Origin of the sequence: Mesorhizobium sp. LMG17149 (assembly GCF_024518695.1) — a bacterium.
Lineage (GTDB): Bacteria > Pseudomonadota > Alphaproteobacteria > Rhizobiales > Rhizobiaceae > Mesorhizobium.
The window spans coordinates 114,485-134,404 of record NZ_JANIFL010000006.1; the positions used below are offsets into that span (position 1 = coordinate 114,485).

Annotated in this window: 15 protein-coding genes; 9 read left to right on the forward strand and 6 right to left on the reverse strand. The window is 64.7% G+C overall.

The features are described 5' to 3' along the window. Positions 1 to 80: 80 nt before the first annotated feature. The 6 genes from NP945_RS15375 to NP945_RS15400 form a co-directional block, all read right to left on the reverse strand. The gene (locus NP945_RS15375) at positions 81 to 1,865 is read right to left on the reverse strand and encodes an ABC transporter ATP-binding protein (RefSeq protein WP_256746829.1); all 1,785 of its coding nucleotides are present in this window, start codon (positions 1,863 to 1,865) and stop codon (positions 81 to 83) included. Positions 1,866 to 1,874: 9 nt separating this feature from the next. Further along, positions 1,875 to 2,909, reverse strand: a complete 1,035-nt coding sequence (locus NP945_RS15380) for a glycosyltransferase family 2 protein (RefSeq protein WP_256746830.1) — start codon at positions 2,907 to 2,909, stop codon at positions 1,875 to 1,877. Positions 2,910 to 2,913: 4 nt separating this feature from the next. Beyond that, complete coding sequence (locus NP945_RS15385; RefSeq protein WP_127809804.1) at positions 2,914 to 4,020, reverse strand: glycosyltransferase family A protein; 1,107 nt, start codon at positions 4,018 to 4,020, stop codon at positions 2,914 to 2,916. Continuing rightward, positions 4,017 to 5,183, reverse strand: coding sequence for an acyltransferase (locus tag NP945_RS15390; protein ID WP_127271106.1), 1,167 nt, complete (start codon positions 5,181 to 5,183; stop codon positions 4,017 to 4,019). The genes NP945_RS15385 and NP945_RS15390 overlap by 4 nt, the downstream gene beginning before the upstream one ends. Before the next feature lie 610 nt (positions 5,184 to 5,793). Next, positions 5,794 to 7,035 carry an ATP-binding protein gene (locus tag NP945_RS15395; protein ID WP_127327737.1) on the reverse strand — a complete coding sequence of 414 codons (1,242 nt, stop codon included), beginning with the start codon at positions 7,033 to 7,035 and terminating at the stop codon, positions 5,794 to 5,796. Continuing rightward, positions 7,032 to 7,760 carry a response regulator gene (locus NP945_RS15400; RefSeq protein ID WP_256746831.1) on the reverse strand — a complete coding sequence of 243 codons (729 nt, stop codon included), beginning with the start codon at positions 7,758 to 7,760 and terminating at the stop codon, positions 7,032 to 7,034. Before NP945_RS15400 ends, NP945_RS15395 begins: the two co-directional genes overlap by 4 nt. A gap of 211 nt (positions 7,761 to 7,971) precedes the next feature. Here NP945_RS15400 and NP945_RS15405 point away from each other — a divergent pair, with 211 nt between their 5' ends. From NP945_RS15405 to NP945_RS15445, 9 genes are all read left to right on the forward strand, one after another. Further along, positions 7,972 to 8,631, forward strand: a complete 660-nt coding sequence (locus NP945_RS15405) for a hypothetical protein (protein WP_256746832.1) — start codon at positions 7,972 to 7,974, stop codon at positions 8,629 to 8,631. Between the two features lie 155 nt (positions 8,632 to 8,786). Next, positions 8,787 to 8,993 carry a hypothetical protein gene (locus NP945_RS15410; RefSeq protein ID WP_127270464.1) on the forward strand — a complete coding sequence of 69 codons (207 nt, stop codon included), beginning with the start codon at positions 8,787 to 8,789 and terminating at the stop codon, positions 8,991 to 8,993. A 243-nt stretch (positions 8,994 to 9,236) separates the two neighbouring features. After that, positions 9,237 to 10,508 (forward strand): efflux RND transporter periplasmic adaptor subunit, encoded by a 1,272-nt coding sequence (locus tag NP945_RS15415; RefSeq protein WP_372337973.1) that lies wholly within the window; start codon positions 9,237 to 9,239, stop codon positions 10,506 to 10,508. Positions 10,509 to 10,512: 4 nt separating this feature from the next. Continuing rightward, positions 10,513 to 13,656: an efflux RND transporter permease subunit gene (locus tag NP945_RS15420; RefSeq protein WP_256746833.1), complete on the forward strand. Its 3,144-nt coding sequence runs from the start codon at positions 10,513 to 10,515 to the stop codon at positions 13,654 to 13,656. An 11-nt stretch (positions 13,657 to 13,667) separates the two neighbouring features. Then, a complete protein-coding gene (locus NP945_RS15425) occupies positions 13,668 to 15,158 on the forward strand; it encodes an efflux transporter outer membrane subunit (protein ID WP_256746834.1) in 1,491 nt (496 codons plus the stop codon). A gap of 166 nt (positions 15,159 to 15,324) precedes the next feature. Further along, positions 15,325 to 16,407 (forward strand): sensor histidine kinase, encoded by a 1,083-nt coding sequence (locus tag NP945_RS15430; RefSeq protein ID WP_256746835.1) that lies wholly within the window; start codon positions 15,325 to 15,327, stop codon positions 16,405 to 16,407. Between the two features lie 221 nt (positions 16,408 to 16,628). Continuing rightward, a complete protein-coding gene (locus NP945_RS15435) occupies positions 16,629 to 17,510 on the forward strand; it encodes a DMT family transporter (RefSeq protein ID WP_256746836.1) in 882 nt (293 codons plus the stop codon). A 207-nt stretch (positions 17,511 to 17,717) separates the two neighbouring features. Beyond that, a complete protein-coding gene (locus NP945_RS15440; protein WP_127271117.1) occupies positions 17,718 to 18,677 on the forward strand; it encodes an AraC family transcriptional regulator in 960 nt (319 codons plus the stop codon). A 221-nt stretch (positions 18,678 to 18,898) separates the two neighbouring features. Then, the gene (locus tag NP945_RS15445; protein WP_256746837.1) at positions 18,899 to 19,609 is read left to right on the forward strand and encodes an outer membrane protein; all 711 of its coding nucleotides are present in this window, start codon (positions 18,899 to 18,901) and stop codon (positions 19,607 to 19,609) included. The last annotated feature ends 311 nt before the right edge of the window (positions 19,610 to 19,920 follow it).

Consider the following 19,920-nt stretch of genomic DNA (forward strand, 5'->3'; position numbering starts at 1 on the left):
TGATTCGAACCTTTGCGACGACCCGCCGGCGGAGGCTTCAAACACGCCCTGGAAACGATCGCGGCCGGCCCGGTGCCTTGTCAGTCGAGTGGCTCGTGCTGATAAAGCTCGTCCATGCTGAGCGAGGCCAGGGCGCCGAAAGGGGCCTGCTTTTTCACGCGGCCGCCGCTCAGGATGACCACGTCGTCGCAGAACGAGATGGTGCTGTGGTGGTGGCTGATGACGATGGTCGTGCGGCGGCCGGCTCTCGACTTCAAGGTCTCGACGATGGCCGCTTCCGACAGACCGTCCACAGCATTGGTGGCTTCGTCCAGGATGAGGAGATCGGGATCGCGGACCAGGGCTCTCGCCAACGCGATCCGCTGCCTCTGTCCCGCCGACAGATTGACGCCCCTGTAGCCGACCAGGGTCTCGTAGCCCTGAGGCAGCCTTTCGATGAACTCATGCGCTTCGGCCAGTCTTGCGGCGACCTCGGCATCACCGGCTGTCGCCGCATCCTGGCCGTAGGTTATGTTGTCGAAAATGCTGCCATCGACCAGCTCCAGCTCCTGGCTGGCCAGGGCGATGTGCCGTCGCCACTGGCTGGCGTCGATCCGGTCGAGCGGCGATCCATCGACGAGGATGCTGCCGGTGTCCGGTTCGACGAAGCGGCACAGGAGATTGACGATCGTCGTCTTGCCGGCGCCCGAGCGGCCGATCAGCGCCGTCGAGCGGCCACCGCGGATTTCGAATGTCGCCGCATGCAGCACCACTTCGCGCCGGTCCGTGCCGGAATAGGTGAATGTCACATCGTCGAACTTGATGCCCTGGCGCAGGCCGTGGAACGGCCCGGCGCCTTGCGGCGGTTGCGGCTTGCCGGCGGGATCCAGCAGCCATGTCACCTCTTCGAGCGATCCGCTCAGGCCCTGCAGCTGGCTCCACGACCCCTGCAGGGCCCGCATATGCGGCTGCAGCCTGTAGAGCAGGATGACGAAGGCGATGATCAGCGGGAAACTCACCTGCGCCAGCCAGGCGCCGATCACCACCGCCAGGAATAGCATGGCGTGGAGAACCTCCGTCAGCGGCGGCAGCGCTCCCTGGCGCACGAGCAGCGCGAAGGAAGCGCGGCGAACCGCATCCGACGCCGTGTCGAATATCGCCTTTTCCCGGTTCTCCTGTCCGAAGATGCGGATCAGCCGTCCGGCATGCACAAGGTGAAGCATCTGCGAGGCGAGATGGCCGTTGCGCGAAGCGACGCTGCGGCTGGGCTCCTTCAGATTGGCCGAGAGGATGGCGTGCGCGATCTGGACGAGCGCCAGTCCGAGCGTGACCAAAAGCGTCATGCGCCACGAAAGCAGCAACAGGAAAGCCAGGAGGATGATGGCGGCCGATGCGCTGACGATGGCCGACAACATGATCTGGATCGCATCGGAGGCCCGCCAGGATTCGTTGGAGATGATGTTGAGCAGGCGTCCGGGGCTTTGCCGCAGGAAGAACGGGTAGCCGACCCGCAACAGCTGCTCCGACAAGGCGCTGCGGATGGAATGGCTTGCCTTGCCGGAGATGAAGGTCGTCAGCAGCGTGTTGGCGAAGGCGAAGACGTTCTTCAGGACGATCGAGCCGAGGATGGCGACCGAAATGACCACAAGCCGGTCGCGCTCGCTCAGGCCCGATCCGACATGCTGGAGGGCAGCGGAGAAGCCGTCCATGCCGGCCGCATCCCCATGTCCCATGATGATGCCCAGCAACGGGATGATCAGGCCAATGCCGAACCCTTCGAGGACGGCGCTGACCAGGCCGAGTACCACCACCGCCGGAAGCAGGCGCAGTTGCCGCTTTCCGAACGCCCGGAACAGCATCGGCAGGCTTGGCGGCAGCATCGGCATTATAGCGTTTCACCTCGCCTGGGCATTGGCTTGCTGATCTTGCCGCACCGGTTCGGTCCGCGGCCGTCTGGCCAGCAGGAGAACCGCGAACCTGGCCGCGCCGAGCAAATTCATGGCGACGATCGGCCAGTGCGGCAGGTTGAGTTCACGATCGAAGGCGGGTCCTCCCGCCAATTCCCTGATAGCCCCTCTTGCGGCCCAGTAGAAATGGCGAAGCAGCCAGGGCGCGTGGCGAACATGCTTCAGGCAGAGCCCGCCATTGCCCAGGCTGTAGTCGCGGTGCAGCTTTTCGATGGCTTTGCGATCCCGCCGGCCGTGATGATGGAATATCGTCATATCAGGCACATACTCGACCGCGATGCCGAGCAGCATCGCGCGCACGAGATAATCGGTATCCTCTGCCGACCGCAATGGTCCGCCGGCGCCGAAGCGTTCGTCGAAATAGCCGATGCGGGCCGCGACGTCGCGGTGCATCGTCATGTTGCAGCCCAGCACGAAACCGCCGGGATGAACATCCGGCGTCAGCCGCTCGCGCGCCCACGACCGCTTGATGGTGAACGGCAAATCCCTGGCATCGCCAAGCTCGACACGGCCGCCCCGGATGAGCCATTGTTCCCCGGACGCATAGTGTCGCTCCAGATCGCGCAAATAGTCGCGATGGAGCGCGCAGTCATCGTCGACGAAGACGAGCACACGGCCGCGCGCGCGCCGCAGCCCGGCGTTGCGGGCAGCCGCCAATCCTGGGCGCGGCTCGCAGACGGGCGTGAACGGAATGTCCGACGCAGCGGCGATGCTGGCCAGGCGTTCGGCCGTGCGGTCGCTCGAACCGTTGTCGACGACCACGAGTTCGGCGGCGAATCCGGCATGTGCGCGGCAAGCGGCTTGCACCGACTTGATGCAGGCATCGAGCACCGCGACGCGGTTGCGGGTGCAGATGATGAAGCTGACTTCCGGCGCCGATCGGTCACGGCCGCGACCGGTCGGGGCAGGGTCAAGCGCCGTCGAACGATCGCGCTGCAGAGCTTGGTGGGCTTTGACGATCATGCCTTTAACTCAACCGATGAGACGCCAGAACCGCCGCGGCGGGCGCGGATTTGAAGAAGTACGCCATGGCATCGGCTTGTCTGGCGGCCGACAGCGAGGCGAGGCTGAGCCAGGGCGCCCAGGCGCCGGGCCGCAGCGCATATTGCTCGCGGCGCCGGATGGCGTTCCATTTCGCGGTCCGCGTCAGCAATTCATGCGTCAGCGCCGGCTGCTTTTCGTCGGCGACGAGCTGGTAGAGGAAATAGAACAGGTTCAGCGCGCCAGCCTCGAAGCTCGGCCGCGTCGCCGCCGGCAGCGAGCGGATTTCCTCCTCCAGCGCGACGATGAAGCTGGCCGCACGGGCGACCGTGTCGTGGCTGACCGCATCGCCGATGTCGCGCAGGTCCCGCGTGGCCTGCGCCAGGCCCTCGCGCTCAAGGTTCTCGGCCACGATGCGCAAATGCGTCCTGCGCATCTCCTTGACGTGCCGGCTGGTCACGCTTGCCTCATGGACGCGGTAGACGACCAGGTTTTCGGGCATCATGGCTGCCGGGTAACGGCCGGCCAGCCGCCTGAAAAGATCGAAATCCTCGGCGTGCCTGTAGATCGGGTCGTAGTGGAGAACGCTGTCGTCGATGACCTTCCTGTTGTAGACGACCGTCGGGTGCATGAAGATCGTGAAGAACATCGCCAATACAGGGATGCGGCCGAATTTGAACACCGGATCGGGCCTGCCGATGGCGATGCGGCCGCGGATCAACATGTCGACGCCGGCGCCGCAGAAGCCCAGTTCGGGCCGCCGCTCGAACAGCGCCACCTGGCGCGACAGACGCCAGGGATAGGCGACGTCGTCGGCATCCATCCGTGCGACCAGTTCGCCCCGGGCGAGCGCCAGCCCTTCGTTGAGCGTCGCGACGAGGCCGCGGTTTTCGCGCGAGACGATCGAAATGCGGCTATCGGCCTTTTGGCATCGCTCGAGTATCTCGAGCGAATTGTCGGTCGAGCCGTCATCGATCGCGATGATCTCCAGGCGACTGTGATCCTGCCGCAGGATGCTTCCCAGCGCGGCGGCGAGATAGGGGCCGGCATTGTAGACCGGCAACAGGACGGAGACGAGCGGCGCGGCGGTCATCGTCTTGCATCCGTGCGCTGGAGTTCGAGCGCCGGTGTGCGGCCATCGGGCGGTCCGACGGCCGCCGTCGCGAGCCAGCCATCATGGCTGCCCTGTGCAGAGCGGGTGCGCGCGACATAGGGGAAGTAGCGCTTCAGGCTGTTGAGCGGCCTCTCGAAAACCACCCAGGAAATCCAGGCCGCGACAATCGTGGCGGCGCCCGCGACCAGGAATCGCCCTGGCCCTTGCTCCGAGACGTTGAGCGGAATCCAGGGCTGCGCCTTGACGGCGAGCGACAGCAATATCGGATGATAGAGATAGACGCCGTAGCTGATGCGGCCGAGGCCAAGCAGCGGCGGCACTTCGGCAAGCCTGCCCAGGATGCCGCCAAGGCCGCGCGAACAGGCTGCCACGATGACCATCAGCGGCACCAGGGGCAGGACTTCCCGCAGCAGCCAGCGGGCCCATTCCAGTGTCGGATCGGCGGGCTCCGGGACTAACCACTCGATGACAAGGAATGCGGCCGCGAAGGCAGGCCAGCCCAGCCGCATCCAGTGCGGCAGGCCGGCGCCCCTAAAATGCCAGCAGGCAAGCAGCGCGCCCGACGCCAGCGCATCCATGGATGCCGGCGGCAGCAGGTCGCGCGTCAGCGTCGGCGTGGCGGTGATCGGCCAATAGAAGCGATAGGCCAGCGACAGTGCGATGACGGCGATGCAGATGGCCTCGAAGCGGCGGCGTGGGGCCAGCAGGACGACCAGCGGCCAGGCAAGATAGAACTGCTCCTCGATGCTCAGGCTCCAGAAATGACCCAGCACCCAAGGGTTCCAGTTATTGTGCAGCGCATACCAGAAGTTCGACAGATAAAGCGCATGCCAGACCAGCGACCCCCTGGACTGATCCAGGTCGACCAGCCAGACGAAACCCAGGACGGCAAAATAGGGCGGGAATATCCGCAACATCCGCCGGATGTAGAAGGAGCGCAGCGCCGGGCCGGTTTCGAATTCGGTGGCCGAGCGCGCCTCCAGGAGCAGGCGCGTGATCAGGAAGCCGCTCAGCACGAAGAACAGCCGCACACCGATATGGCCCCAGAACGAAGGTCCCTCCGCGAAGAAATGGGAATACAACACCATCGTTACGGCGATAGCTCTCAACGCATCAAGTTGGATGTCACGGGCGCTTCCCATCAGCGGCTTCCGCCGGCGTGATATCCGCGATGAGGCCGCCAGCCGGCCGTTTCGAGCGGCAGGCTAAGGCGGACGAGACCCGCCAAGGCACCCGCAAATCTGCGCATTGCGAGCACGGCCGGGCCGGGCTCGAAATCGACGGACGGACAACTCAAGCTGGTCAACCTGGCGGAATCCTCCACGGCGTATGTCCAGTCGCAAACGAGTCCCCCCAGGACATCGTTCGGCTACGGCATTGTGCAGCGCAACACAAAATATCTACCCGGCTGAAATACTTATGTGAGCAAGTGCTAAAAATTGACAAAACCGGCCGGTTCTCGCCATTTCTGGCGAGTTTCCTCAGAATTAAACCTTGGCGTTTAAATTGTGCTGATATTCACGCCCCGGTTGATTGAGGGCAGCTCTTGGCGTGAGAGCCTAGTTCTTTGTGAAGTCGCAAGAAATTTTGGAATCTATAGTTTGGCTATATGGATTAGATCCTGGTTCCGCGGAGAAATTAGTTGGAGCCATTGGCTTTGCGCAGTGCAGCATGGTCGCCGTTTTTTCGTCGGTTGCCGCACGCACCGTCCGTCACTCGGCTGAGCGAGCATCTGCCGTGGGCCGCCATCCGTCACACCGCGTCGAACACCACCGTCTGTTCCAGCCCGCCGCCCCGGCGGTTTTCCAGCGTTACCGTGCCCCCGTAGCGCTCGATGATCTCCTTGGCGATGGCGAGGCCAAGACCGGCTCCGGGGACGGATTGCAGGCGGCCGGGGTTGACGCGGAAGAAGGGCTCGAACGCCTTGTTCAGGAGTTCCGTGGGTATGCCCGGGCCATGGTCAGATATGGTCAGCACGGCGCGATTGTCGGCTGCGGCCAGGTCGATGCGGCACGCCTTGCCATGGGTGGCGGCGTTGACGATCAGGTTGCGCAAGGCGCGGCGCAGGCCAAGCGCGCCGGCCCGCACGCAAACCTTGTCCAGGTGCCCGATCGAGACGGCATGGCCGAGCGATGCCATCTCGGCTTCGATATCGCGCACCGTCTTTGCCAGGTCGACCGCTTCGACGGCGTCCTGGTTCACCTCTTCGCGCACCAGGCGGATGGCGCTGTCGGCGATGCGGTCGAGTTCGTCGAGGTCGTGAAGCCATTTGTCGCGTTCGTCGTCGAGGAATTCGGCGCGCAGCCGCATGCGCGTCATCGGCGTTCGCAGATCATGGCCGGCGGCGGCGACCAGCCGCATGCGGCTTTCCATCGCGGTCCGCAGCCGCGACGAGAGTTGGTTCAGCGCATGCGCGGTGGCCTTGACCTCGGCCGAGCCCACTTCCGGCACCGCCGCCAGCACGCCGTCCGATCCGATCTTGGAGACGGCGGCCTCCAGCATCTCGAGCGGGCGGATCAGCACCGAGGTGAAATAGACCGACACCGCCGTGGCGCCGGCGACGATCAGCGAGATCCAGCCGGCCAAGACCAGCCATTCGCGCCTTGGCGGCTTAAGATGCGGCATCTCCATGATCGCCCAGCGGTTGTCAGGCAGGTGCATCGATGCGATCTGGCCGGGTTCGTCCGCCTTCTCGTTGACGACCGCCGGAAAGTCGAGGCCACGGCGGTGCAGGATGTCATTGAGCATCGCCGTTTCCGCACGAGCCATCTTGCCGCCCGCCGGATGGTCGGCGAATTGCACCCGCAGGACGTCGGGGACCGGCCCCGGCAAAAGCCGCACCACCAGTTCCATCTGTTGGGCAATCCAGGGCACGGTCAGTTCCGGCGGCGGTCCGCCGCCGCGCACGCTGATGACGGCGGCCGTCGCCAGGCCGACGACGCCGACGATCGAGGCGACCAGCAGCAGGATGAGACGGCGGCGCAGCGAATTCACGTCTGGCTCTCCACGGTCTCGACGCGCGCGGTGAGCTGGTAGCCGCCATTGCGCACGGTCTTGAACAGCGGCCCGTCGCCGGTGTCGGAAAATTTCCGGCGCAACCGGCTCACCAGCACATCGACCGAACGCTCGAGCGGGTCGCGCTCGCGGCCTTGCGTCAGGTCGAGAAGCTGGTCGCGCGATAAAAGCCGGCCGGGGCGGTCGAGAAACACCTGCAAGAGGTCGAACTCGGCGCCCGTAAGGTCGACGGCCACGCCTTGTGCATCCGTCACCTTGCGGGTGTCCGGCTCCAGCCTGTAGCCGGCGAAGCGGTAGGTACGCGCGCGCGGGGAGGCGGGCGCCTCCTCGGGCGCCGAGCGCCTGAGCACGGCACGGATGCGGGCAATGAGCTCACGCGGGTTGAACGGCTTGCCGAGATAGTCGTCGGCGCCGAGTTCCAGGCCGATGATGCGGTCGACATCTTCTTTCAGCGCGGTCAGCAGGATGATCGGGGTGTGCGGCTTGCGGTCGCGCAAGCCGCGGCAGATATCGAGCCCCGAGCCGTCCGGCAGCATCACGTCGAGCACGATCAGGTCGAATTGGCCCGCACCAAGCCGTTGCTCGCATTCGCGCCGGTCCGCCGCCGCCGTGACGCGAAAGCCCTGGCTGTCGAGATAGCGCTGGAGAAGCGTCCTGATCTCGCGGTCGTCGTCAACGACGAGGATATGGGGTTGTGACTGCATCAATCGTGCCCTTGCCTTGGCCACGACTATAGGAGGAGCCGCGCCCGAGCGGCATGGAAAATTGCAACCGAACGTTTCCGGGGGCCCGAGGGAAACATTCGGAAACAAATTGCCCTTTTGCGGAAACCTTCGGCAACACGCCGACGCGAAGCGGACAAAGACGCTTCCTATCCTCTGAACTGTCCGAAGCATGAGAGAAAGGAACATCTTTATGCGAAGCAGACTTCTTGCGCTCGGCCTGTTTTCCGTCGCCGCAATTCACCCCGCGCTGGCAGCGCAGCCAGATCCCGGCGCCGGACCAGGCGAGCCGCCACCTGTCGTGGCCATGCAGGACGGCCCAGATCACGGCCCGATGGCTGGACCCGGCCCGCATGAACCGATGCGGCTTGGTTCGCAGGGTTTCGGCCCACAGGGCTTTGGCCCCCGCCGCATGGGTCCGCCGCCGGAGTTCATGCTGGCCGCCCGGCTCGCCGCGCTGGAGACCCGCGTCGGCATCCGCACCGAACAACTCGACGCCTGGCGCGACTACACCAGCGCGCTGCAGGCGGTGCTTTCGCCGCCTCGACCCAACCACGGGCGGCCCGGTAGTGCTGAAGCGAAGGGTCCCGACGGCAAGCCTGATCCTTTCGCGTTCCAGGAAAAGCTGGCCGACGATGTCACCGCCCGCGCGGTTTCGGCCGGTAAACTGAAGGACGCGATCGCGGAACTGCGTGCCAAGCTGACGCCCGAACAACTCGAACTCCTCGCTTCGGCGGAACGCCCCCATGGATCACCCCCCGGTCCCTGGGGCGGGCCGCCGAACGATGCAGCCGGCCCCAGAGGCCTGCCCAACGATGGCAGGCAGCTCTCGCCCCAGCCCGGGAACGACTGACAACTCTGACCGACTGCACCGGCCGGCCCGGTACCCAACCCGTTCTCGGGCCGGCCGGTTCTCCGGGGGATGGCGGGCGTATCTCCGCCATCCCTCGTTTCAATCACGTCCAGTTCGAATGACGCCAATTCGAACCATGCAATGGAAGCACGACAATGTGGGAAGCCATGATCATGCTGCGGCTGCTCGCGTCCGCCAGCCCGAGGCTCTCGTTCGGTCCTGCCGGGCGCGATATGCCGCTGGCGCTCCCGGTCGACACGCTGAAGGGCGCGATCCGCCTGCGCTTCGCCGCCTGGCGGCTGTCGCTTCCGCTCTCGCAGCCGCTCGACAACCATGGACATCATGACCGCAAGATCGCGTGAACTCCGGCAAGGCGCTTGGCATGTCCTCGCTGATCGGCATAATGATGTTGGTGGGCATCGAGGCCAGCTACTCGACTTTCGAGCAGCTCCGGCCGCCGAGAAGGAGCGCGACATGAGCCGCTTCCAAGCATTGCTCGTCGCCGCCCGCCGGCGGGTGCGGCCAATCATCATATGGATCGGCATGCCCCTCGACCAAGTGGTCCATTGCCAGCGCGTACGCAACTCCAGGGAAAGATCCAGGCCATGATTTCCAAGCCTAGCCAGCCTCGTTTTTCGGCACGCCATCTGGCGCCCTGGGCCGCGATGTTCGCCGCTACCTTTCTGCTGGCGTCCTGCTCGCAGGAGGGCAGCGCCCCCACCGGCATGGGCGCGCCCGGCAAACCGGAAGTCGGCGTCGTCACCTTGCATCCGCAATCGGTGGCGATAACCGCCGAACTGTCGGGGCGCACGGCGGCTTCGCTGGTTGCCGAGGTGCGCCCGCAAGTGAACGGCATCATCCAGCAGCGCCTGTTCAAGGAGGGCAGCGAAGTTGCTGCGGGACAGCCGCTCTACCTGATCGATCCGGCAAGCTACAAGGCAGCCTATGACAGCGCGGTCGCCGCCCAGCAGAAGGCGCAAGCGGCGGTGCCAACTGCGCAGGCCAAGTTCGACCGTTATGCAGGGCTTTTGAAACAGAACGTTGTTTCCAAACAGGATTATGACGATGCCGCCGCCACGCTGGCGCAGGCGCAAGCCGATGTCGCCTCGGCCAAGGCCAGCGCCGAGACGGCGCGCATCAGTCTCGACCGCACCTCGATCACGGCGCCGATCGCCGGCCGCATCGACAAGTCCACGCTGACGCCCGGCGCGTTGGTGACCGCCAATCAGGACACTGTGCTGACCACCATCCGTGCCCTCGATCCGATCAATGTCGACGTCACGCAATCGAGCACCAACCTGCTCAATCTGCGCCAGGCGATCTCGGAAGGGCGGCTGAAGTTCAGCGGCCCCAATGTCAGCGTCAAGCTGAAGCTCGAGAACGGCACCATCTACACGCAGACCGGCAAGCTGGAATTCGCCGGCGCCAATGTCGACCAGACCACCGGCACCTTCGCGCTCAGGGCCGAATTCCCCAATCCCGATCGCTTGCTGCTGCCCGGCATGTATGTGCGGGCGCTGGTCGAGGAGGGCGTTGCCCAGAACAGTTTCCTGGTGCCGCAGCGCGCCGTCAGCCGCAACACCAAGGGTGAGGCCACGGCCATGGTCATCAATGCGCAGGGCAAGGTCGAGACGCGGGTGCTCGCGGTGCGCAACAGCGTCGGCAACAACTGGCTGGTGGATTCGGGTGTCGGCGACGGTGATCGTGTCATTGTCGAGGGCATGCAGCTGGTGCGCCCCGGCGGCGATGCGACGGGCGTTGAGGTGACGATCGACGAGACGACCGGCGAGGTCAAGGATCGCGGGCAGGGCACGTCCGCCGCACCGGCCGCGTCCAACGCTGCCAAACCGGCGCCTGCCGCCGCGACCGGGAACTGAGGCGATGTCCGTATTCTTCATCAACCGGCCGATCTTCGCCTGGGTGATCGCCATCGTGATCATGCTGGGCGGGCTTCTGGCGCTCACCTCACTGCCGATCTCGCAATATCCGCAGATCGCGCCGACGACAGTCAACATCAGCGCCACCTATCCGGGCGCCGACGCGCAGACGGTCGAGAACTCGGTGACCAAGGTCATCGAGCAAGGCATGACCGGCATCGACAATCTGGACTACATGACGGCGACGTCGACCTCGACCGGTTCGGCCTCGATCACGCTGACCTTCACCACCGCAGCCGATCCCGACACCGCCCAGGTGCAGACGCAAAACAAGCTTCAGCTGGTGCAGTCGCAGCTGCCGCAGGTGGTGCAGAGCAATGGCATCACCGTCTCCAAATCCTCGACCGGCTTCCTTATGGTCATCGGCTTCGTCTCGACCGACGGCAAGATGAACTCGACCGATCTCGCCGACTATGTCGACGCCACCGTCAACGACACGCTGAAGCGCGTCGAAGGCGTTGGCTCGACGCAGCTGTTCGGCTCCGGCTATGCCATGCGCATCTGGCTCGATCCGGACCAGCTCGCCAAGTATGCCCTGATGCCGAGCGATGTGGCGACCGCCATCGAGGCGCAGAACACGCAGGTTTCTGCCGGCCAGCTCGGCGGCCTGCCGGCGCGCAAGGGCCAGCAGCTCAATGCCACGGTGACGGCCAAGAGCCGGCTGCAGACCGCCGAACAGTTCCGCAACATCATCCTGAAGAGCCAAACCGATGGCTCGCTGGTTCGCCTCAACGATGTCGCCACCGTCGAACTCGGCGCCGAAAGCTACACGACGCAGGCCAACTACAACGGCAAGCCCGCGGCCGGCGTGGCCGTCAATTTGGCGACCGGCGCCAACGCCATCAACACCGCCGAAGCGGTGCGTTCGACGATCGCCCGGCTGAGCTCAACCTTCCCGCAAGGCGTCGAGGTCGTCTATCCCTACGACACTTCGCCTTTCGTGCGGCTGTCGATAGAGGAAGTGGTCAAGACGCTGGCCGAGGCGATCGTGCTGGTGTTCCTGGTGATGTTCATCTTCCTGCAGAATCTGCGGGCCACCATCATCCCGACGATCGCCGTGCCGGTGGTGCTGCTCGGCACGTTCGGCGTGCTGTCGCTGTTCGGCTATTCCGTCAACACGCTGACCATGTTCGCCATGGTGCTGGCCATCGGTCTGCTCGTCGACGACGCCATCGTCGTCGTCGAGAATGTCGAGCGCGTGATGCAGGAGGAAGGCCTGCCGCCGAAGGAGGCGACGCGCAAGTCGATGCACGAAATCACCGGAGCGCTGATCGGCATCGCCACCGTGCTTTCGGCCGTGTTCGTGCCGATGGCTTTCTTCGGCGGCTCGACCGGCATCATCTACCGGCAATTCTCGGTGACCATCGTCTCGGCGATGGTGTTGTCCGTGCTGGTCGCCCTTGTGCTGACGCCCGCACTTTGCGCCACGATCCTGCGACCGCCCAAGGACCATGCGACGCAAACGGGCCCGTTCGGCTGGTTCAACCGGGTCTTCGATCGCGGCACGCTTGCCTATCGCGACGGCTCGCACGGCATTATCAACCGGTCCTGGCGCTTCCTCGCCGTCTTCCTGGCCATCGTCGTTGCCGTGGGCTGGATGTTTGCCCGGCTGCCAAGTTCGTTCCTGCCGGAAGAAGACCAAGGCATCCTGATCACCAGCGTGTCGCTGCCGGTCGGCGCGACGCAGGATCGCACGGAGCGGGTGCTGGCAGAGGTGACCGACCATTATCTCAATCAGGAGAAGGACGTCGTCGACGGGGTGTTCACCGCTTCCGGCTTCGGCTTCGGCGGCGCAGGGCAGAATGTCGGCATTGCTTTCGTGCGGCTGAAGGACTTCGACCTGCGGAAATCGCCGGCTTCTGCCGCGCAGGCAATCGCCGGCCGGGCGATGGGCGCGTTTTCGAAGATCAGGGATGCGCAGGTCTTCGCGCTTGCGCCTCCCGCCATCCAGGGCTTCGGCAACACCAACGGCTTCGATTTCTACCTGCAGGACGTCAACGGTGCGGGCCATGACGCGCTGATCCAGACGCGCAACCAGCTTCTGAACCTGGCCGGGCAGAACAAGCTGCTCGCCAACACGAGGCCCAACGGGCAGGAAGACCAGCCGCAATTCTCGGTCGACATCGATCAGGAAAAAGCCAGCGCGCTGGGCGTCAGCCTGGCCGACATCAACAACACGCTTTCGACCGCCTGGGGCAGCGATTACGTCAACGACTTCATCGATCGCGGGCGGGTGAAACCGGTTTATCTGCAGTCGGACCCGAACTTCCGCATGCAGCCGGAAGATCTGGACAAATGGCAGGTCCGCAACGCCAGCGGGGCGATGGTGCCGTTCTCGGCCTTTGCTTCCAGCCATTGGACATTCGGTTCGCCCAGGCTCGAACGCTACAATGGATCGGCGGCGGTCGAGATCCAGGGCGCGGCGGCCACGGGCATCAGCTCGGGTGCCGCCATGGACGAGATCGACAAGCTGGTGGCGCAGCTGCCGGCCGGCTATTCGCACGAATGGACCGGCCTGTCGCACCAGGAACGGCTTTCGGGCAACCAGGCGCTGTCGCTCTACGCGATTTCGGCGCTGGTCGTGTTCCTGTGCCTGGCCGCACTCTACGAGAGCTGGTCGATCCCGTTCGCGGTCATGCTGTCGGTGCCGATCGGCATCTTCGGCGCACTGCTGGCGGCAAGCCTGTTCGGCCAGTCCAACGACGTCTATTTCAAGGTCGGCCTGCTGACCACGATCGGTCTCGCGGCCAAGAATGCCATCCTCATCGTCGAGTTCGCCATCGAGCGGCAGACCGCCGGGATGGGGCTCGTCGAGGCGACACTTGAGGCAGCACGACAGCGGCTGCGGCCGATCCTGATGACGTCGCTGGCCTTCATCCTCGGCGTGTTGCCGCTGGCGATTGCCAGCGGTGCGGGCTCGGGTGCGCAGAACTCCGTCGGCATCGGCGTGATGGGCGGGATGATCGCAGCGACGGTGATCGGTGTGTTCCTGGTGCCGCTACTGTTCGTCACGGTGCGACGCATCTTCAAGGGCAGGGCGGCCAAACCAGATACGGGCGAGACGCCGGTGACGGCCAACCAGCAATAGGAAAACTTCACATGACAGGTTTGGAACGTGGCTCGGTGGCCGCGAGGCGGCTTCTTGCGCCTATGATTACCGCTGTGCTGCTCGCGGGATGCGTCGTCGGTCCGGATTATCAGACGCCCATATTGGCGATGCCTGCAAGCTGGAGCGGCCAGAAGCCGACAAAGCCTGCCCAGCCGGCGCAACTTTCGAAATGGTGGCAGCGGCTGCGCGATCCCGAGTTGAACACGCTTGTCGAGGAAGCGGTTGCCGGCAATCTCGATGTCGCCACCGCCAAGGCAAAAATCCGCGAGGCGCGCGCCAGCTACCGCCAGAGTGCCGGCACGTTGCTGCCGTCGGTCGACGGCTCCGGCTCGGCCACCCGCAACAAGTCGGCCGAGACCACATCAGGTTCTGACGCCACCTACAGCGAGTATCAGGCCGGCTTTGACGCCAGCTGGGAACTCGACCTGTTCGGCGCCAACCGCAGGGGTGTCGAGGCCGCGCGCTACGGGCTGGACGCCTCGCAGGAGGAACTGCGCTCGACGCTTCTCACCCTGGTCGGCGATGTCGCTTCCTATTATACCCAGGCGCGTGGCTACCAGGCCCGCATCGCGCTCGCCCGGCGCTCGGCCGCGTCACAAAGGCAGACCGCCGAACTTACCCGCACCATGGCGCAGGCGGGCACGGCGACCGCCGCCGATGTCGCCAAGGCGATGGGGCAGGCCGCGAGCACCGAAGCCGCGGTGCCGACGCTGGAGGCAAGCTATGCCCAGGCCGTGCATCGTCTCGCCGTGCTGGCCGGCCGGCCGCCTGCCTCGCTCAGCGAGCGGCTGAAGCGGGTCGCCCCGATCCCTGCACCACGCCTGCCGATGCCCACCGGAATTCCCGCCGACCTCTTGCTTTCGCGACCCGATTTGCGCATGGCGGAACGCCAATATGCGCAATACACCGCCAAGATCGGCCAGGCAGAGGCCGCCCGCTATCCCTCGGTCAGCCTGACGGGAGACATCAGCACGGCGGCGCTGAAGCTTGGCGATCTCGGCAAGAATTCGTCGATCGGCTGGTCGTTCGGGCCGACGCTCAGCGTGCCGGTGTTCAATGCCGGTCAATTGCAGGCGGCCGTCGAGGTCGCCAAGGCGCAGCGCGATCAATATTTCATCGCATACCGGTCTTCGGTGCTGACGGCGCTCGAGGATGTCGAGAACGCGCTGGTGCTGTTGTCGCAGGAGCGCATCCGGATCGCCAAGCTCGCCTCTTCGGCGAAATCCTATGGCGATGCGGCGCGGCTCGAAGGCACGCTCTACAAGGCCGGCGAGACAAGCCTGCTCGATGTGCTCGACGCCCAGCGCTCGCTCTACTCGGCCGAGGACTCGCTGCTGCAAAGCCGCGTCCTGCTGGCGACCAACTACATCGCCCTCAACAAGGCGCTCGGTGGCGGCTGGGATGGCACGGTGGACAGTGCCAAGCCTGAGATCGTCGACGTCAAGACCGCGCCGAGGCTGGCGTCGAAGCCGGCCTCGTGAGCGGTTCCCAGAGCTCGGTCAAGTATTCCGAGGCGGCTACGCAGATTTCGAGATTGTGCGAACACACCGCTCGTGAGGGCGTGTGAAATGCCGCCTCGTGCTTTGGCGATGGCGGGGTGATCGCATCGCTGTTATTGATGGTGACCACACAGCACAGGCGCCGCAGATGACATCCGATACACAGAAGGCCGAAGCGGTCGGGCAGTTGCTCGAAACGCCGGACCTTGCCAGCGCGCTCGAAAGCGAACAGTTCAAGAAATTCCTCGACCAGGTACCGATCGCCATTGCCGTTTCGGACCTGGGTTCGAAGGAGCGTGTCGTCTATGCCAATCCGGAATTCGAGAAACTGTCCGGCCTCAAGGCGGCGACGCTCGCCCGGCAACACTGGGCGGCGCTTTCCGGCACCGGCCTGCACAAGCAGAAGGACCGGCCGCTGTTTGAGGCCGTGGTCGAGGACACCGATTTCATCGGCACGTTCCGGCTGGAGCGGACAGACGGCCAGCCGGCGATCGTCGACGTCTATTCCAACGTCATCGAGGACGACAATGGCAAGGCCTGCTTCCGGCTGGTGGCGCTGGTCGACGTCTCGGCCCATGGCGAAACGGAGGATCCGCGATCGATCGATGAGCGCATCCGCGAAAAGGACACGCTGCTGCGCGAATTGCAGCACCGGGTGAAGAACAATCTGCAGATGATCACCGCACTGATCCGGATGGAGACGCGCAACGCGGCCGAACCGGATCAGAAGCGTTTCGAGAGGCTGGCAGGTCGCGTCGATGCGCTGGCAATCCTCTACCAGACGCTGTCGGGGGACGATGAAAAGGATGAGGTCGATCTTGGTGTCTATCTCAGCCAGATCGCGTCGGCGGTGATGAACTCGCATGCGGTCGAGGGCATCCGCCTCGACATGAAGGTCGACACCTATCCGGTGTCGATCAATGTCGCCATGCCGACCGGGCTGGTGGTGAACGAACTTTTGACCAATGCGCTCAAGCATGCCTTCCAGGGGCGAGACGGCGGCACGATCACGCTGCACAGCATCGTCGACGGCGATGGCTGCCGCATCGTGATCGCCGATGACGGCATCGGTCTGCCGGACGGCGAGACCTGGCCCAAGAGCGGCAAACTCGGCGCGCTGATCGCCCGCTCGCTGACCGAGAATGCCAAGGCGGAGTTCGACGTGAAGTCGAGCGCTGGCGAGGGCACTAAAGTCACCATCCTCTTCAAGCGCTCGGCTGCCACCGCCTGAAGCGTATCGTTGTCGTTGCGCTCTCGCACCTACAGGATCATCTCCAGCTATTCCTTGTGCACTGCGGCAATGAACGCTTCGCGGGCTGGGAGGCTCATGGCGTGCCTACAGTCCGTGCCCCAGCAGCCAGTCCGCCGCTGCCTCACGACAGGCCGGCCGGTTCGCCCTATCTCCATGCCGCCGGTCGGGTTTGGACCCGGCGGCATGGAGATAGGGATCACGTGACATCGACGCCGATTGCCCGTCGCGAAGCGGCGCCCTTGCCGGTCGCGGCACTGATGGGCGCCATGGTGTCGATCCAGATCGGCGCCACCTTTGCCAAGGGCCTGTTCCCGCAGATCGGCGCGCAAGGCACGACGACGCTGCGGCTGGTCATCGGTGCGCTGATGCTGATCGCGGTGCTGCGGCCCTGGCAGATGCGGCCCTCGCGTGCCACTTTGCCGTGGCTGGTCGCCTATGGGGTGACGCTTTGCGCGCTCAACCTCCTGTTCTACGCAGCGCTCGCCAGGATTCCGCTCGGCATCGCGGTGGCGCTGGAGTTTACCGGCCCGCTTCTGGTGGCGACCTTGAGCTCGCGGCGCGCCAGCGACTTTGCCTGGATCGCGCTGGCGGTGGCCGGCATCCTGCTGTTGTCGCCCTTCGTTCATTCCCTCGCGCCGCTTGATCCGATCGGGGTGATGCTGGCGCTGGCTGCCGGTGGCTTCTGGGCGCTTTATATCGTGCTTGCCCAGAAGGCCGGCGCGGAGCTTGGCACCCGCACCACTGCCTACGGCATGGCCATCGCCGCTGTGCTCGTGCTGCCCTTCGGTGTCGCCCAGGCGGGATCCGCGCTGCTGTCGCCGTCGATCCTGGTCAGCGCGCTGCTGGTCGGGCTGTTTTCCAGCGCGTTGCCATTCTTCCTGGAGATGGTGGCGCTGACCCGCATGCCGGCGCGCATCTACGGCACGCTGACCTGCCTGGAGCCGGGGCTGGGTGCGCTGGCCGGCTTCCTGTTCCTGCATGAAAGCCTGACCGCAACACAGTTGGCCGGGATCGCAGCCGTCGTTGTCGCCGCCTTCGGCACGGCGCTGACATCACGGCCGCCGGTGCCGTCGCCGGAGTAGGGTGGCGCGATTCGTCGGCACTGGGTATTTTCGAGTAATCCGAAATTCAACCAGCCCAATCCACGAAATTAAGCCAATCCTTGTCCAGGACGGCACTGGAATTGTCACCTGGCGCACAAGTATTTCCGGCTCTGGACAGACCGTGATCTGGTCCCATACGGTGCGTGTCGAAATGAAGACGCGATTGTAGAAAAGGCCGGTTGCCCCTTGCAAAAGAACGTCTTCTCATCGGCGGATCTGCCGCCGCATCTGGATCATCGCGCACGCTTCGCGCTCTGGCAGGACATCCATGTCGCCGAGATATGGTCGGTCGAATACACGATTTCGGAGAGACTGTCGTTCGAAGCCGCGATCGAAGCCACCGCTGTCGGCTCGCTGGTGCTTGGGCAGATGGCCGGGACGATCCGTCATGCCAGCCGCAAGGCGGGCAATATCGCCGCCGACGGTCGCGACGGCTATCTGCTGCTGGTGAACAATGGCGATACGGTGCTCAGCGGCACGCAGATTGGCCGCGATTATCACGTCGGCAAAGGCGAGGCCGCACTGGTCTCGGCTTCGGAAGCGTTGCAGATGACCGGCGGCGACAGCAATGTCTGGGCCAATGTGGTGCTCCCTCGTGCCGTGCTGGAAAATGCCTTCGCTCATATCGAGGATCGGCTGGCGTTGACCGTTGGAGCCGACAATGAGGCGCTCGGCATGCTCAAGCGCTATTGCAGCTTCCTGGAAGCAGGCCCGGCGCTGGTCTCGCCCGACCTCATCGGCCACGCCACCGAAACGATCGTCGACCTGATCGGCCTTGCGACCGGCGCCAAGGGCGAAGCGGCCGAACTGGCGGGCCTGCGCGGCCTGCGCGCGGCAAGGCTGCAGGCCATACTGCAGAAGATGCGGGATAATTTCGCCGATCCCGCCATTTCGGCGCAGGGCGTTGCCGGGCAATTGCGGCTCTCCGTTCGCTATGTCCATGACCTGCTGCAGGAAACCGGGGTGAGCTTTGCCGAGCGCATTCTCGAACTGCGCTTGCAAAGGGCGCATCGCATGCTCCGCGACAGGCACAATGACCGCATGCGGATCAGCGAGATCGCGCTGCTCAGCGGCTTCTCCGACGTCTCCTATTTCAACCGCTGCTTCCGCCGCCGATTCGGCTCGACACCGGGCAGTGCCAGGTAGTTTCGTCGCCGCTAACCCCGCCGGATACACGACACGCCAATCGACTGAGGCCGAATGGCCACACCAGCCGGGAAAGCGCTGCTATGCTTTCCCCGACAATTCGGGTGCGGCCCAGCCCAAGACGCGGCGGGCGGACAATGCAACACCGGATTTCTCGACAACAGCTGGATCTCCGCAGCTCATTTGTGCGGTGGGGAAGCAACATGGGGCAGCAGACAACAATGAAAACTCTTCTTCTCGCAACGGCCTTCATTCTCGCGCCGCTCGGTGTGGCGTGCGGGGCTGATATCAATGAGGTTTCGCCTGTTGCATCCGGCTACGACTGGTCCGGACTCTATGCCGGCGTCGACATCGGCTACGCGGCCGGAAAATCCAATCTGTTCATCGCCGGCGGCGGACTGGGCGGGGCCACCGATCTCAATGTCTCCACCGATCCGAACGGATTTATCGGCGGTGTCCATATCGGCGCCAATTACCAGATGGAGAACAGCTTCGTGATCGGCGCCGAGGCCGACATCATGTACAGCAATATAGATGGGCTGACGGCCCTCGACGCCGGCGGCGGCGGTGTCACCACGTTGCTCAAGAGCGAACTCAAATGGTCGGGGTCGGCGCGGCTGCGCGCCGGCTATGCTTTCGATCGGACCTTGCCCTACATCACTGCCGGCGTCGCCGCGGCCAAGTATGAACTGATTGCGGTCAGCGCCGGTGGCCCTGCCGCCGAAGTAACGCTCCACAGCGACAGCCATGTCGGCTGGACCGTTGGAGCCGGCATCGAACACGCCTTTACCGACAAGTGGATCGCTCGAGCCGAATATCGCTACTCCGACTTCGGCAGCCAGGACCTCTCGGTGGCCGCCGGCCTGCCCACGGAAACCCATGTCGACCTCCAGACGCAGGATATCCGGGTCGGGCTCAGCTACAAGTTCTGATCCGCTGAAGCTGCTGATCTCCCCCTTGAGGGACCCTTGAGGGGGGTGAGGAGTGGTCCGCGCAGCGGACGGAAAGCCAATCGCTTGGCTTTCCGAACGACGAACGCCTGGAGCGAAAGCGAAGGGCCGGGTCCGGCAGGCCAGAGGGGGCGGTCCGGCTGGGCTCGGCCTGCTGTTGCGGATGACGTTGGCGCTTTACGCGCGGCGACCCCTCTGTCGTCTCCGTGGCGCTTTGTTCTTGATCTCACGGTTAGTGGCACGCGAATAGGCGTCGAGCGGAGCCGCAGGGTCAGCGCCGGGCGAGGGGGGAC